This window comes from Phreatobacter sp. GW821-FHT04C01 (genome assembly GCF_059420385.1).
Genome location: NZ_JBWKTP010000001.1, coordinates 250,446 through 265,543 on the forward strand (window position 1 = coordinate 250,446; position 15,098 = coordinate 265,543).

Sequence of the window (15,098 nt, forward strand, 5' to 3'; positions counted from 1 at the left end):
ACCTCCGCGAGTCCGATCGGTCCACCACAGCCATCGATTCGTATACGGAACGACCTCCACGGCGATGAACGCCGTGGGCGATTGCCACGGGAGATGACTTCCGGTGAAGACAATCGCGGCAATTTCGACCGCACCCGGTATGGCCGGCGTCGCGGTCCTGCGCATTTCCGGGCCTGCGGCCGGCGACGTCCTGCGCAAGCTTTCCGGCCGACTGCCGCGGCCGCGTTTTGCCACCTATTGCACGCTTCATCACCCACACGACGCCGAGCCGATCGATTCGGCCCTGGTCCTCTGGTTTCCGGCGCCGCATAGCTTTACCGGCGAAGACGTGGCCGAGCTGCAGGTTCACGGCGGCCGGGCGGTTACTGCGTCGGTCTTGCGTGCCGTTCTGGCTGTCGACGGCGTTCGCGCCGCGGAACCAGGAGAGTTTACCCGCCGGGCCTTCGAAAACGGCAAGCTCGACCTGGCCGCTGTGGAGGGCCTGGCGGATCTGATCGCCGCGGAGACCGAGGCGCAGCGCCGGCAGGCCTATGCGCAATATGGCGGCAAGATCGCCGACGTCGGCGAGAAGCTGCGCAGTGCGCTGGTCAATGCCTTGGCTTTGGTCGAGGCGACGATCGATTTTCCGGATGAGGACGACGTCGGCGCTTCTGCTTTGGCCGACGCGCGCGGGCAGGTGGAGGATCTGCACCGGCAGGTCCTGGAGCTTTTGAGCGATAGTGACCGCGGCGAGCGCATCCGCGATGGCCTCCGCATCGCAATCGCGGGGCCGCCGAATGCCGGCAAATCGACCTTGCTGAATACGCTGGCTGGCCGAGATGTCGCGATCGTTTCGCCCATTGCCGGAACGACCAGGGACGCCTTGGAGGTTCACCTCGATCTCGATGGCGTTGCCTTTGTCCTGACCGATACGGCGGGCCTGCGCAGCGGTGCCGATCCGATCGAGCTCGAGGGAATCAGGCGGGCGCGCTCGCGCATCCGTTCGTCGGATCTGGTCCTGTTTCTGCAATCGGCCGAAGCCGAAGCCGTTATCGATCCCGATTGGGACGCTGGCCAGGCGGTCAAGATCTGGCATGTCCAGACGCAGGTCGATCGATTCGGTGCCGATATGCCGCCCGATTCGTTTTTCCGGCACCGCATTTCGGCGGTGGAGGGCATTGGCATTCGCCAACTCCTGTCGGATCTGGCCCAGTATGGCCGGGATCACGCGGGCGGTGAGCCGGCGGTTCTGGTGCGCGAACGGCATCGTATGGTCTTTGGCGATCTTCACCGCGCTTTGGCGGAGAGCCTGGGCATCGCCAATTGGGCGAGCGAGACCGAGCTGGTGGCCGAAAGCCTGCGCGCAGGTTTGACGGCGTTGGGACGTGCGACCGGCCGGGTTGATGTCGAGGCCGTTCTCGACGTGGTCTTCTCGTCGTTCTGTATCGGTAAATGAAATGCCTCGCAGCTGTTTCACGTGAAACGACGCGATCCGATTCGGACCCGATCCGACTTGGGTTGACGCTTTTTTCGACAGAGACGGCCTTCGAACAACCTTTCTCTTTTGACCCGCCATGCCGGTCCAGATAGGAAGGCGACAGGATCAATGGACGTGCGCGATATGGCAGATCTTCGAGCCGAATTTGACGTCGTGGTGATCGGTGGCGGGCATGCCGGCTGCGAGGCCGCCGCGGCCGCGGCTCGCATGGGCGCCCGTACGGCCCTCGTCACCCATCGCTTTGAGACGGTCGGCGCCATGTCCTGCAATCCGGCGATCGGCGGCCTGGGCAAGGGCCACCTCGTGCGTGAGGTGGATGCGCTGGATGGCCTGATGGGTCGGGTGGCGGATGCCGGCGGCATTCAGTTTCGCCTCCTCAACCGACGGAAAGGACCCGCCGTTCGCGGGCCGCGCACGCAAGCCGATCGCGCGCTCTACGCGGCGGCCATGCAGGATGCCATTCGCAATCAACCCGGATTGGTGGTGATCGAAGGCGAAGCCAGTGTCATCGATGTCGAGGCAGGGCGGGTTACCGGCCTGCGGCTTGGCGATGGCCGGTCGTTGATTTGCGGTGCACTGGTCATCACCACCGGAACGTTTCTGCGCGGCATGATCCATATTGGCCAGAAACAGATCCCGGCCGGGCGCGCCGGCGAGGATCCGAGCCTGGGTCTTGCGGCTAGCTTGCTCGATCATGGCTTTGCCCTCGGGCGGCTGAAGACCGGGACGCCGGCACGCCTGGACGGCCGGACGATCGACTGGCAAAGCCTGGAGAGTCAGGAGGCCGATTCGGACCCGGAACCGTTTTCAGCTTTGACCGACCGGATCACCAACCCGCAGATCGCTTGCGGCATCACGCGAACCACCGACGCGACGCACCGCCTGATTCGTGACAACCTGGCGCGTTCCGCCATGTATGGCGGACGGATCGAGGGCGTTGGGCCACGCTATTGCCCGTCGATCGAGGACAAGGTCGTTCGCTTCGGCGATCGGGACGGCCATCAGATTTTCCTGGAACCGGAAGGGCTCAACGATCACACGGTCTATCCGAACGGTCTGTCGACCTCGCTTCCGGAAGATGTGCAGGAGGCCTTCCTGCGGACGATTCCAGGTCTGGAGCGGGTGGCGATTCAGCGGTTCGGTTACGCGATCGAGTATGACCATGTCGACCCGCGCGAACTTCATCCGACGCTTGAAGCGAGGCGCCTTCGCGGTCTGTTCCTGGCCGGACAGATCAACGGCACCACGGGTTATGAGGAGGCGGCCGGCCAGGGATTGGTGGCGGGCCTCAACGCGGCGCGGTCTGCTGGTGGCGGCGACGGCATTACCTTCGGGCGGGAGGAATCCTATCTGGGGGTGATGATCGACGATCTGACCACGCGGGGCGTCAGCGAGCCCTACCGCATGTTCACGTCACGAGCGGAGTTCCGGCTGACGTTGCGCGCCGACAATGCCGATCAGCGCCTGACGGGCAAGGGTCTGGCGATCGGCTGTGTCGGCCACGAGCGATCGATTCGGTTCCGGACCAAACAAGCCAAGCTCGACGGTCTGCGGGAGCAGGTTCGGGGCTTGAGCCTGACGCCGAATGAAGCTGCCAAACATGGCATTGCACTCAACCATGATGGCATCAGGCGCAGTGGTTTCGAGCTGCTGTCACGCCCGGATCTCGGCTGGACGGATCTCGCAAGGGTCTGGCCACAGCTGTCGACGGCCGACCCACGGCTGAGCGAGCAGGTCGAAACCGATGCGCGTTATGCGGTCTATCTGGACCGGCAGGCGGCGGAAGCGGAAATTTACCGCCGCGACGAGGAACTGGCGCTTCCGCAGGATTGGGACGTCGAAGCGATTCCGGGCCTGTCGAATGAGGTGCGAACCAAGCTGGCGCTGGTTCGGCCGAAAACGCTGGGCCAGGCGAGCCGCATGGATGGCATGACGCCGGCAGCGCTGACGCTCATTGCGGTATGGGCGCGCCGGGCACGCGCGCTGGACGCGGCGTGAAGGACTGAATGATGGCAGCGCAGCAAGAGATGGGTGAGGCCGAGCGGGCCGCGCAGACCGCTGGTGTCGCGGTTTCACGTGAAACGATGGAGCGGCTCGTCCTCTATGTCGAACTGCTGCGCCGGTGGAACCCCACCAAGAACCTGGTGGCGCCGGCCACCCTGGCGCAGGTCTGGACACGCCACATCGCCGACTGTCTTCAATTGGTGTCACTGGTTCCGCCTGGCCGCATCTGGGTCGATCTGGGATCCGGTGCCGGATTGCCGGGGCTTGTGATCGCGGCCGTGCTCGCGGAACAGCCGGGCGCCCGCATTCATTGCGTCGAGAGCAAGCTGGGCAAGGCCGCCTTTCTGCGCGAGGCGGCGCGAATCATGAACGTTCCGGCCACCATTCATGCGGCCCGTGTCGAGGATGTGGTCGCCGATTGGTCGGGTCCGGTCGACGTCGTCACCGCCCGCGCGCTCGCACCGCTCAGCCAGCTCGTCGCCATGAGCCATGACCTGTTGAAAACTGGAGCAATTGGACTCTTCCTCAAGGGACAAGATGTAGCGCGCGAATTGACGGAAGCCGCTAAATATTGGAAACTCGATCCGGTATTGACGCCCAGCGCGACGGATCCTCAGGCGCGTATCGTCACGCTCCGAAGCGCGGCTCCAGTTTCTTCCTGACCACATCCAACGTCGGACGGTTCGTCATGGCGACGCTTTCTTCGTCTCTTCCGTTGACCGGCCCCAGGGTCCTCGCGCTTGCCAATCAGAAGGGCGGGGTGGGCAAGACGACCACCGCGATCAATCTGGGCACGGCGCTTGCCGCCATTGGCGAGCGAGTCCTGATCGTCGATCTCGATCCGCAGGGCAATGCCTCCACCGGTCTCGGCATCGACCGGCGTGCACGCAACCGCTCGACCTATCATGTGCTGGTCGGCGAACTGACCTTGCTGCAGGCCGCGCAGGAAACCTCGGTGCCCAGGCTTTCGATCGCGCCGTCGACCATGGACCTGTCCGGCGTCGAGCTGGAGATTTCCAGGGAGAAGGACCGCGCCTACCGGCTCCGGCATGCGATCCAGAGCCTCGGCAACGAATATTCCTATGTGCTGATCGACTGCCCGCCGTCGCTGAATCTGCTGACCATCAACGCCATGTCGGCAGCCAATGCCATCCTGGTGCCGCTGCAATGCGAGTTTTTCGCGCTCGAGGGTTTGTCGCAGCTGATCAAGACGGTTGAACAGGTCAAGACCATGTTCAATCCCGGGCTGACCATCCATGGCATCGTGCTGACCATGTATGATGCGCGCAACAACCTGTCGGCCCAGGTGGTCGACGATGTCCGCCAGTTCATGGGCGACAAGGTTTACCAGACGATCATCCCGCGCAATGTGCGGGTGTCGGAAGCGCCGAGCTATGGCAAGCCGGTGCTGCTCTACGATTTGAAATGCGTCGGAAGCCAAGCCTATCTCAGGCTCGCCTCCGAGATCATCCAGCGCGAAAAGCATTTGCGCGCGGCCTGATCCGAGATCGATTCGGACCCGCATCGATTCATATGTGGCGCTTCGTTTCGAAGCCGAGTTGAAGGAGAGTAAGACCATGGCGGAAGAGGCGGCGAGATCGCGTCTGGGCCGGGGCCTGGCGGCCCTGATCGGCGATGTTGGCGAGGAAACCGCCGCCATCGACCGCGTCAGGGCGACCCGCAAGGTCCCGATCGAATTCATCCGGGCCAATCCGCGCAATCCGCGCCGGATGTTCAAGGATGAAGAGCTGCAGGAATTGGCGGATTCGATCCGCGAGCGCGGAATCATCCAGCCGATCGTCGTCCGATCGGTGGCCGGTACCGTGGATGCCTTCGAGATCGTCGCCGGCGAGCGCCGCTGGCGTGCGTCGCAATTGGCGGGTCTCCACGAAGTGCCGATCCACTTGGTCGAGGTCGGCGACCGCGAAGCGCTCGAACTGGCGATCATCGAGAACGTCCAGCGCGCCGATCTCAATCCGCTCGAAGAGGCGCTCGGCTACAACGAATTGATCGAGCAGTTCGGTTATAGCCAGACCGATATGGCCAAGGTGATCGGCAAGAGCCGCAGCCATGTGGCCAATACGCTCAGGCTGTTGAAGCTGTCGGACCGGGTGCAGAACTATCTGCGTGACGGCCAGCTCACCGCCGGCCACGCGCGCGCCTTGCTGGCGCATGACGACCCCGAGCGGGTGGCGGCCGACATCGTCGAGCAGGGCTTGAACGTCCGCCAGGTCGAAGCCCTGGCGCAGGAACAGGCCGAGCGATCGGGCCGGGCGCCGAAACAGCGCGAACGGGTCGAAAAGGACACCGACACCAAGGCGCTCGAAAAGGCATTGTCGGATGCCCTGGGCATGATCGTCACGGTCGATCATCGCGGTTCAGGCGGCGAATTGAAGATCCGCTACAAGTCGCTGGAACAGCTCGACGATATCTGCCGGCGCCTGCAGCGGTAGGGCGAGGTGAGCCCGGTCCGCGCTGTGTTGGCGGATTGGGGAGTGAACGGATTGAATTCGTGGATGGCCGGGACAAGCCCGGCCAAGACGACGTGTGGACCTTGCGGCGCGCTGCGCAACCGCGCCGGCGCGATCCCGTATCGAGGGAGACACCCTCGTCCTGCCCGGGCTTGTCCCGGCCATCCACGAATTGGTTACGCGGCAATCAACCAGCCGCGACGCTTGCGGGTTTGCCCCGAGCCGCCCGAAAAATCGGCCAGAATGCGCGGCTGAGGCGCCTTTCGATCGGCGGATCGGGAGGCTCTTTTGCTTGGGCCGGTTCAGTTCCGGCCGGCGCGGGCGGTCATGGCGATGGCCATCAGCGTCCGGTTGACGATGGCCTCCGCGAGCACCGCCTTGACGCGGGTTTCGAAGGTGGCCTCGGCGACGCGCGTCATCATGCGTTCGAGGCGGGCGCTGGTCCACAGACCGAGCTGACGCTCGACCACGGGCCGACGCCGAAAGAAGACCGGCGGCTCGAAGCGATCGGTGGCGGCGCTGATGGCGGTGCCCTTTTCGATCGCGACCCGTGCCTTGTGCAGGGATGACAGGTGTCGGCCCATGGCGATCATGATTTGCGGGACGGCGACGCCTGAGGCCGAGGCGCGCAACAGCAGCCGGTCGAGCGCGGCGGGGTCGCCCGAAGCCGCGGCATCGACGATCTCGTCGACCCCCAGGGCAAGGCTGTCGCCGGCGAGCGCTTCGATATCGGCGAGGGTAATGCGGCCCTGGCCGTGGGCATAAAGACAGATTTTCTGGATTTCGGCGCGCGAAGCCGCCCGGTCGCCGCCCAGAAACGACAAGAGCGCGGCTATGGCCGGCGGTTCCATGGTCAGGCCGGCGGCGGCGGTTTCCTCGGCGATCAGCCGCTTCAGATCGGCCTCGCCGTCGGAATAGCAGGGAATGACGGCGGCGTGGCCGGAGCGTTCGGCCTCGACGCGCAGGGCGGCGTTTTTCTTCAGGTCGCCGGCCTCGATCAGCACGAAGGCGCCGGTCGGCGGGTCGGCGAGCAGCGGGGTCAGGGCGGCGGCGATCGGCTTTTCGCCGGCGCGCACCCAGATCAGCCGCTTGGCGCCGAACAGGGCCATGGTATTGGCCTCGTCGGCGAGCCTGACGGGGTCGCCGGCCAGGACGTCGCCGTCCAGCCGGATGACGGCGAAGGGATCGTCGAGATCGGCGACGGTGGTTTTGGCGATGGCGCGCGCCCGCTCGGAAACCAGCCCCGAATCCGGCCCATAAACCAGGGCGATGGCGCGGCGGGATTCCGGGTTCTTCAGGAACCGGTCGATCTCGCCGCCCTTCAATACGGTCACGGCGTCACCGGGGCTGGGTGACGAACCATCCCGCCACCTGCGTGACGATCGTCTCGGCAAGCAATTTGGCGGCGCGCTCCTGTGCTTCGATGACGGCACGGTCGGAGGCAAGCCGCTGGGCGGTGCGGTCGAAGGAGGCGGTGGCAACCGCCTGGCCGCGGTGCAGCACCTGCTGGCTGCCGACCGGTGTGATCGTATAATTGCCGATCAGCGAGATCGACTGCGCCGAGGGGCGGCCGGCCGCGGTGTTGAGCAGCAGCGGCACGCTGTCGGTGGAGAGCGCGATGCGGAGCACATGGGTGGGCGCCTGCGCCCGGCCGCCGCCGCCCTGGGTCAGATAGATCAGCTCGTTGCGCAGGACGACACCCGAGCGCCCCGGGATCTCCGGGACTTCCAGGTTCTGCAGGTAGGCCTGCGCGCCACGCGCTCCGGGCACGACGGTGGGGTCGCCGTAAAGCGGGGTGAAGCAGCCGGCAAGCGCACCGGCGCCGGCGGTGACTGCAAGGGCGCGAATGATCGCGCGCCGCGAGATGTTAGCCGACGACATTCACGATCCTCTGCGGCACAACGATGATCTTTTTCACCGGCCGGCCCTCCAGCGCCTTGCTGACCTGCTCGAGCGCGAGCACGGCGGCCTCAATGTCTTTCTGGGCCGCGTCGCGCGCGATCGTCAAGTCCGCCCGCTTCTTGCCATTGACCTGCACCGGCAATGTGACGGTGTCGACGACCAGAACGGCGCGGTCGATGGCGGGCCATGATTTTTCCGCGACCAGGCCCTGATGGCCGAGGGCGGTCCAGCATTCCTCCGCCAGATGCGGCATCATCGGCGCGACGAGCTGCACCAGGATATCGCCGGCCTCGCGCAACGCCGCCGCAAGATCGGCCGGCGGCTGCTCGCCGCTCCTGACGCCGTCCAGGGCGCGGCCGAGCGCGTTGGCGAGCGTGTAGATATGGGCAACGCAGCGGTTGAAGGCGAGACGCTCGACATCGGTCTCGACCGCCGCCAGCGCGGTATGGGCAGCACGGCGCACGGCGGTCGCCGCCTCGCCGATCATGCCGTCGGCGGCGGGCTGGCTGGTCTTGTCGGTGATGTCGCCGACCAGGCGCCAGACGCGCTGGACGAAACGGCTGGCGCCTTCGACGCCGGCTTCGGTCCAGATCACGTCGCGCTCGGGCGGCGAGTCCGACAGCATGAACCAGCGTGCGGTATCGGCACCATAGGTGTCGATGATGTCGTCGGGGTCGACGACGTTCTTCTTCGACTTCGACATCTTCTCGATCGAGCCGATCTCGACCGGATTGTTGGTGCCGGTCAGCACCGCGCGGCGCTGGTCGCCCTCGCCCGAGATCGTGACCTCGGCCGGCGTGACATAGGCGCCGTCGAGGCCGCGATAGGTCTCGTGCACCACCATGCCCTGGGTGAACAGGCCGCGGAACGGCTCGTCCAGTCCGGCATGGCCGGTGGCCTTCATCGCGCGGGTGAAGAAGCGGCTGTAGAGCAGATGCAGGATCGCATGCTCGATGCCGCCGATATATTGGTCGACCGGCAGCCAGTCATTGACCACGGCGGGATCGGTCGGCGTATCGGTGCGCCAGGGATCGGTGAAGCGGGCGAAATACCAGGAACTGTCGACAAAGGTGTCCATGGTGTCGGTTTCGCGTCGCGCCGGCTGGCCGCAGCGCGGGCAGGCGACATGTTTCCAGGTCGGGTGCCGGTCCAGCGGATTGCCGGGCTTGGAGAAATCGGCGTCGTCGGGCAGCCGCACCGGCAGATCCGCGTCAGGCACGGCGACCGGCCCGCAGGCGTCGCAGTGAACCACCGGGATCGGACAGCCCCAGTAGCGTTGACGCGAGATCAGCCAGTCGCGCAGGCGGAAATTCACCTTGCGCGCGGCGACCGGCTTGTTGCCGAGCGCGGCGCTCTCCAGCCGCGAGGCGACCTCCTGGAAGGCGGCGGCGCTCGGCAGGCCGTTCAGAAAGCGCGAATTGATCATCACGCCGTCGCCGTCGAACGAGGTGTCGCCCACCTCGAAATCATCCGCCGCCTCGGCCGGACGGACCACGGTCACGACCGGCAGCTGGTATTTGCGGGCGAAGTCGAGATCGCGCTGGTCGCCGGAGGGGCAGCCGAAAATGGCGCCGGTGCCATAGTCCATCAGGACGAAATTGGCGACATAGACCGGCACTTCCCAATCGGGGTCGAAGGGATGCACGGCCTTGATGCCGGTATCGAAACCCAGTTTCTCGGCGGTCTCCAGCGCCGCGACCGACGTGCCCATGCGGCGGCATTCGTCGCTGAAGGCGGCGAGCTTCGGATTGGCCGCCGCTGCCGCCTTGGCCAGCGGATGATCGGGGGCGATCGCCATGAAGCTCGCGCCGAACAGCGTGTCCGGGCGGGTGGTGTAGATCTCGAGCTCGGTCTCGCCGGCCGGCGCGGTGCCGGCCTTCAGGGCCCAGCGCACCATCAGGCCCTCGGAGCGGCCGATCCAGTTCTTCTGCATCAGCCGGACCTTGTCCGGCCAGCGCTCGAGCCCGTCCAGGGCGTCGAGCAGGTCCTGGTTATAGGCGGTGATCTTGAGGAACCACTGGGTCAGCTCACGCTGCTCGACCAGCTCGCCCGAACGCCAGCCGCGGCCGTCGATGACCTGCTCGTTGGCCAGCACGGTCTGGTCGACCGGATCCCAGTTGACCCGCGCCGATCGGCGCTCGACCAGGCCGGCGCGCATGAAATCGTTGAACAATTTCTGCTGGTGGCGGTAGTAGCTGGGGTCGCAGGTCGCCAGCTCGCGCGACCAGTCGAGTGACAGGCCCATGTTCTTCAGCTGGGCCTTCATGGTCTCGATATTCTTGTAGGTCCATTCCTTCGGGTGGACCTTGGAGGCCATGGCGGCGTTCTCGGCCGGCAGGCCGAAGGCGTCCCAGCCCATCGGATGCAGCACGTTGAAGCCCTTGGCGCGCTTGTAGCGGGCCACCACGTCGCCCATGGTGTAGTTGCGCACATGGCCCATGTGGATGCGCCCGGACGGATAGGGGAACATCTCGAGCACGTAATATTTCGGCCGCGGATCCGCGTTCTTCGTTTCGAAGATCTTGTTCTGGTCCCAGATGCCGCGCCATTTCGGCTCGGCGACACGGGCATTGTAGCGTTCAATGGACATGATTGGCGGTTCGGCAGTCGAAAAAGTGAGCGAATAAGCGAGGCCGGACAACACACGAAAGGTCTGGACCGGTCAACCATTTACAGGTTAGCGCAAGGCCAACCTGCGGAGTGCCTCCATGTCTGACATCGTCGATCGCCTCGCCCATGTGAATGCCGCCATCGCCGCGGCGGCGACCGCGGCCAAGCGGCCGGCGGACGCGGTAACCCTGGTCGCCGTCTCGAAAACCTTTCCGGCCGAAGCGATCGAACCGGTGCTGGCGGCCGGCCAGCGTGTCTTCGGCGAGAATTATGTCCAGGAAGCCAAGGACAAATGGCCCGATCTGCGCGCCCGCTATCCCGATGCCGAGCTGCATATGATCGGGCCGCTGCAGTCCAACAAGGCCAAGGACGCGGTCCAATTGTTCGATGTGATCGAGAGCCTCGACCGGACATCGCTCGCCAAGGAACTGGCCAAGGAGATGGCGAAGCAAGGGCGCCGGCCGAAGCTGCTGGTCCAGGTCAATACCGGTGCCGAGCCGCAGAAGGGCGGGATTTTGCCCGAAGCGGTCGATGCCTTCCTGGCCGAATGCCGCGACGTGCACGGCCTGGCGATCGCTGGGCTGATGGCCATACCGCCGGCCGACGACCCGCCGGCGCCGCATTTCGCGCTGCTCGTCACGATCGCCCGGCGCAACCAGCTCGGCGTCGTCTCGATGGGCATGAGCGCCGACTATCCGGCAGCCATCGCCATGGGGGCCACCCATGTGCGGGTGGGCAGCGCCATTTTCGGGGCGCGCTGACGGCCAGCGAGTGCCGGCGCGGGCTGCCGGTGGCGCGGCAAGACCACAAATCCGGTCATCAAACCGATGCCGATCCTTCGCATGGCTGTCGCGGGCCGGGCCGATCCTTCGTCTCGCGCAAACCCGCGCAATGACGGGGATTTGTCATGGAACACGCCCACAAAGCCGCCGAGCATCACGAAAACGCTGCCAAGCACCACGAGGAAGCAGCGAAGCATCATCGCCATGCCGCCGAGGCCCACAAGGACGGCGAGCACGAAAAGGCGGCGCATCACGCTCACCTCGCCCATGCGCATCACACCCACGCCGAAGACCATCACGAAGAAGCCGCCAAGGCGCATGCCGACCATCACGCCGACGCGGCCTGACGGCGCCCGTCCCCCGACATTCGCCGGCGGGCCGCATCGGCCGGCCGGCGGACAATTCTTTAAGTCATTGATATTAAAAAGAAAATGGCGATCCCGAAGGGATTCGAACCCCTGACCTCCGGTTTAGGAAACCGCTGCTCTATCCTGCTGAGCTACGGGACCGACGCGTTCTCTATCTCACAGCCGGGTCCGGCCCGGCAAGTCATCGCCGCCAAGCCCTATGCGATTAAGTTCGGGCCCGGCCTCAGCCGCCGAAAAACGACATGCGCTTCTTCGGCTCGGCCGTGCCGTCCGGTCCCGGATCATCGGGGGCCCGGGCGATCGGGAACACCGTTTCGCCACGGACGGCCCGCGGCTTCGTGCCGTTTTCGGGAGCGGTTTCGGCCAGAGGCGCCGGGGGCGTCTCGACCCGCGGCGCGGTATCGGCTGCCGCCGGCAGCGTGATGGGCTGCGGTAGCTCGGGTTCGGGTTGCACGGCGGGCTCCGGCCTGGTTTCGGCCTCCGGTCCGGGCTCCGGCTGCGATTTGGCTTCGACCGCGACGAGCTCGACGAGCTCGACGATCGGTGCGGCCGGAACCACGGGTTCGGAGGCATCGGCGAGCACGTCGTCGACATGCAGCATGGGGCCGCCAAGTTCGGCCACCGGCACCTTCCATTGAAAGGCATCAAGCTTGCCGGTCACCGGGGACGCCGGCAGCCAGACATCGCTCGCTTGGCCGTCCGCGGTCCAGGCGGGGTCGCGCGGTGCGCGCAGCGCCCGCGCCATCCATTCGCGGGCCCGGCCCTGGTCATTGCTTTCCTTGGCGCTCAGCTCGGCCATCAGCAGACACAGGCGCTGGGTCGGCGCGCCGGCCGCCAGTTCGTCCAGGGCCCGGTGGGCGGCGGCAAAATCGCTGGCGTCGATCGCGGCGCGGCCGACGGCGAGAAGCGCCTCCGGATGCGACGGGGTCAGCCGCGCCAGCGTCTCGACCCGCTTCAGCTGGTCGCCGCGCGAATCGCCATGCCGGGCGTGGGCATAGGCTTCGGCGAGGTCCGGATGCGGCGAGATCTTCCAGGCCGCCTCGATCACCCGCGAGGCCTTCTTGATATCGCCATCGGCGGCGGCGAGGCGGCCGACAATGGCGGCCGCCGGCACCAGGTCGGGCGCTAGTCCGACCGCCTCGACGGCCAGGGCCTTGGCAGCGGCCGGATCGCGCTCCTCGAGCGCCGCCGCCTTGGCGGTCAACAGCACCGCCCGCTGGCGCCTGGCGGTGTCCTTGTCGATGACGCGCGCGGCATATTGCCGTTCGATGCTGGTCAGCGCGCCGTCCCAGTCGCCGGCGCTGCCTTGCTGCTCGAGCACGGCTTGCGCCGCCCAGGTCGCCGAGGGCGAGGCCTTGACCGCTTCCTCGGCAATGGCGCGCGCCGCCACGGCGTCGCTGCGGCGCTGGGCCTCGACATAGAGGCCGCGCAGGCCCAGCACCTTGGTGTCGGGCCGTTCGAGCATGGCGCGGAAGGCCTTTTCGGCCCCCGGGCGATCGCCAGCGAGCTGGGCGGCCTGGGCCTTCAACAGCAATGTCAGCGGTGCGTTGGGAACAAGGCGGTCGGCGTCATAGGCATGTTTCTCGGCGGCGCGGCGGTCACCGGCGCCGATCGCGACGATGCCGCGGGTGATCGCCTCCTGACCCTTTTCGATCTTGCGCCGCTGCATCACCCGGGCCGCGATGCGCGGGCTGGCGATCAGCCATTTGGCCAGCGCGATCAAGGCCATGACCGCGGCGGCGGCAACCAGCACGGCGATCAGGCCGGTCAGGACCTCGAATTCGATCTGACGCCCGAGCCAGACCACGGTGACCGTGCCGGGCTGGTCGGCGATCCAGGCGCCGCCGGTGGCGAGCGCTGCGAGCAGCAGCAGGAAGAGGATGACGCCGACCATGATCTTCTCCTCAACGCGTCGCGAGTGCGCCGATGGCTTCGTCCGCCATCCGCTTCAGCGCAGCTTCACTGGCCAGGCGGGCACGCGCATCCCGTTCCCAATCCTTCGCGACCACCTTGGCGGCCTCCGGAAGCCGGTCGAAATCGGCGAGCGCGCCGGAAAGATCGCCACGGTTGAGTTTTGCCTCGATACGGCCGACGACGATCGGCGTGTCGTCACCGGCCGCTTCGCCGACCGGCCGAATGCGAATCAGCGACTGGGCATTGGCGGCCAGCCGGTCGAACAGGCTGCCGTCGGTCGGCCGAGGCGCGGCCTTGACCAGGGTGGCGGCCATGTCGGTGAACCGCCGGGCGAGCAGCGCCGTCGGTGTGAGGCCGCGCTCGGAGCTGGCCTCCAGCGGCTGGAGCCCGGCCGCATTGGCGCCGAGCGCCTTCAGGGCGCGCAACTCGGTGGCGTATGGCGTGCCGCGATCGACCGCCGAGCGGAGCATTTCAATGCCGACCAGCAGGGCCGCCCGTTGTCCGGCGCCATTGGCCTGGGCGCGGGCGCTGTCGAGCGCGGTGATACGCGTCGCCAGGGTCTGGGTCGCCTCGACGGCTGTCTTGACCTCGGCGCCGAGGTTTTGCACCCGCGTCTCGACATCGCCGATCCGCCCCGTTTGCGGGGCGAGCAGGGACTGGATGCGGCTGTCGACCGCGGCCAGATCGACCGTCGGTGCCGCGGCGGCGGGTCCGGGCTCGCCCCGGCTCTGGGCCGTGACGACGGTGGCGAGCGCTGCTTTCAGCGCCTCGACATCCCGGGTCAGCGGCGCCAGGTCGATGGATGTGCCTGCCGCCGCGGCGCCGGCCGCCGAATCGGCCGGGCGGCCCTCGACCGCGGCGAGGCGGGTTTCCAGGGCGGCGCGGGCGGTGTCGACGGCCTCGACGCGACGGGCCAGCGGCGCCAGGTCCGGCGCCGGCTGAATCCGCGCGGAGGTCTCGCGGACGGCCCGGTCGAGATCGGCGACGCGACGTTCCAGGCTGGCGACGGCCGCGCGATCGGCACCGGGCAACAGGCCGGCGAGCGATCCGGCATAACCGAGGCCGCCGGTGACAAGCGCGCCGATCAGGCCGGCGGCGGCCAATCGCCCGAAGCCGGACTGGGCTTGCGGCGGAACGGGTTCCGGTCGAGAGGCGACGGGCGGCGGCTCGGGAATGGCCTTCGGCGAGGCTTCGGGACTTGGCTCCGGCGCCGGCTCCGAGGGGGGCTCGGCATGCTGGCCGACACGGGCTTCGGCCGGCATTGCCGTCGGCCCGGCCGGTGTTTCGGTTCGAGCCGCAGCGGGCGCGTCGACAACGGCTTCGGTGACCGGTTCAGGCACCGCGGCAGCCTCGGTGGTCTCGACCGGCGCAGCATTCGCCGCGGTTTCAGCCACATCAGCCGATGCTGTCCCGGGCGGCGTGACCTCGGTCGCCTCCAAGGTGATCACCGGCGCCCTGCCGCGGCGCTTCAGCTTGGCGTCGTTATCCGGGCGCTCGTCATTGGCCATGCGTCGCGTCTCCGTGTCCACCGCATGAGATGAAGGTCTATCCCCAGGGCCCAGCACCCGCA

General features: G+C 66.9%; 12 protein-coding genes and 1 tRNA gene. 7 read left to right on the forward strand and 6 right to left on the reverse strand.

Translation table 11 applies throughout. The features are described from left to right. The first annotated feature begins 103 nt into the window (after nucleotides 1–103). From mnmE to AC07WJ_RS01265, 5 genes are all read left to right on the forward strand, one after another. The gene (gene mnmE / locus AC07WJ_RS01245; protein WP_494932711.1) at nucleotides 104–1,435 is read left to right on the forward strand and encodes a tRNA uridine-5-carboxymethylaminomethyl(34) synthesis GTPase MnmE; all 1,332 of its coding nucleotides are present in this window, start codon (nucleotides 104–106) and stop codon (nucleotides 1,433–1,435) included. 150 nt (nucleotides 1,436–1,585) lie between these two features. Beyond that, nucleotides 1,586–3,475, forward strand: a complete 1,890-nt coding sequence (gene mnmG / locus AC07WJ_RS01250) for a tRNA uridine-5-carboxymethylaminomethyl(34) synthesis enzyme MnmG (protein WP_494932712.1) — start codon at nucleotides 1,586–1,588, stop codon at nucleotides 3,473–3,475. 8 nt (nucleotides 3,476–3,483) lie between these two features. Next, nucleotides 3,484–4,143, forward strand: coding sequence for a 16S rRNA (guanine(527)-N(7))-methyltransferase RsmG (gene rsmG, locus AC07WJ_RS01255; RefSeq protein ID WP_494932713.1), 660 nt, complete (start codon nucleotides 3,484–3,486; stop codon nucleotides 4,141–4,143). A gap of 26 nt (nucleotides 4,144–4,169) precedes the next feature. Then, nucleotides 4,170–4,982 (forward strand): ParA family protein, encoded by an 813-nt coding sequence (locus tag AC07WJ_RS01260; RefSeq protein WP_494932714.1) that lies wholly within the window; start codon nucleotides 4,170–4,172, stop codon nucleotides 4,980–4,982. 76 nt (nucleotides 4,983–5,058) lie between these two features. Beyond that, nucleotides 5,059–5,934 (forward strand): ParB/RepB/Spo0J family partition protein, encoded by an 876-nt coding sequence (locus tag AC07WJ_RS01265; RefSeq protein WP_494933805.1) that lies wholly within the window; start codon nucleotides 5,059–5,061, stop codon nucleotides 5,932–5,934. Nucleotides 5,935–6,254: 320 nt separating this feature from the next. Here the strand turns inward: AC07WJ_RS01265 and holA are convergent, their stop codons facing one another. Genes holA through leuS form a run of 3 tightly spaced genes read right to left on the reverse strand, consistent with a single transcriptional unit; the run spans nucleotide 6,255 to nucleotide 10,444 of the window. Continuing rightward, on the reverse strand, nucleotides 6,255–7,286 hold the full coding sequence (holA, locus tag AC07WJ_RS01270; RefSeq protein WP_494932715.1) for a DNA polymerase III subunit delta: 1,032 nt from the start codon (nucleotides 7,284–7,286) through the stop codon (nucleotides 6,255–6,257). A gap of 4 nt (nucleotides 7,287–7,290) precedes the next feature. Further along, complete coding sequence (locus AC07WJ_RS01275; RefSeq protein ID WP_494932716.1) at nucleotides 7,291–7,833, reverse strand: hypothetical protein; 543 nt, start codon at nucleotides 7,831–7,833, stop codon at nucleotides 7,291–7,293. After that, the gene (leuS, locus tag AC07WJ_RS01280) at nucleotides 7,820–10,444 is read right to left on the reverse strand and encodes a leucine--tRNA ligase (protein WP_494932717.1); all 2,625 of its coding nucleotides are present in this window, start codon (nucleotides 10,442–10,444) and stop codon (nucleotides 7,820–7,822) included. Before leuS ends, AC07WJ_RS01275 begins: the two co-directional genes overlap by 14 nt. 118 nt (nucleotides 10,445–10,562) lie before the next feature. On the opposite strand from leuS, the gene AC07WJ_RS01285 reads away from it, so the two are divergent. Then, entirely contained in the window at nucleotides 10,563–11,225 is a 663-nt protein-coding gene (locus tag AC07WJ_RS01285; protein ID WP_494932718.1) for a YggS family pyridoxal phosphate-dependent enzyme, read from the forward strand. Between the two features lie 146 nt (nucleotides 11,226–11,371). Then, on the forward strand, nucleotides 11,372–11,593 hold the full coding sequence (locus tag AC07WJ_RS01290; RefSeq protein WP_494932719.1) for a hypothetical protein: 222 nt from the start codon (nucleotides 11,372–11,374) through the stop codon (nucleotides 11,591–11,593). An 85-nt stretch (nucleotides 11,594–11,678) separates the two neighbouring features. Here the strand turns inward: AC07WJ_RS01290 and AC07WJ_RS01295 are convergent. The 3 genes from AC07WJ_RS01295 to AC07WJ_RS01305 form a co-directional block, all read right to left on the reverse strand. Next, nucleotides 11,679–11,755, reverse strand: a tRNA-Arg gene (locus AC07WJ_RS01295). An 82-nt stretch (nucleotides 11,756–11,837) separates the two neighbouring features. Beyond that, entirely contained in the window at nucleotides 11,838–13,508 is a 1,671-nt protein-coding gene (locus tag AC07WJ_RS01300; protein WP_494932720.1) for a heme biosynthesis HemY N-terminal domain-containing protein, read from the reverse strand. A 10-nt stretch (nucleotides 13,509–13,518) separates the two neighbouring features. Next, nucleotides 13,519–15,036, reverse strand: coding sequence for a COG4223 family protein (locus tag AC07WJ_RS01305; protein ID WP_494932721.1), 1,518 nt, complete (start codon nucleotides 15,034–15,036; stop codon nucleotides 13,519–13,521). Nucleotides 15,037–15,098 lie beyond the last annotated feature (62 nt).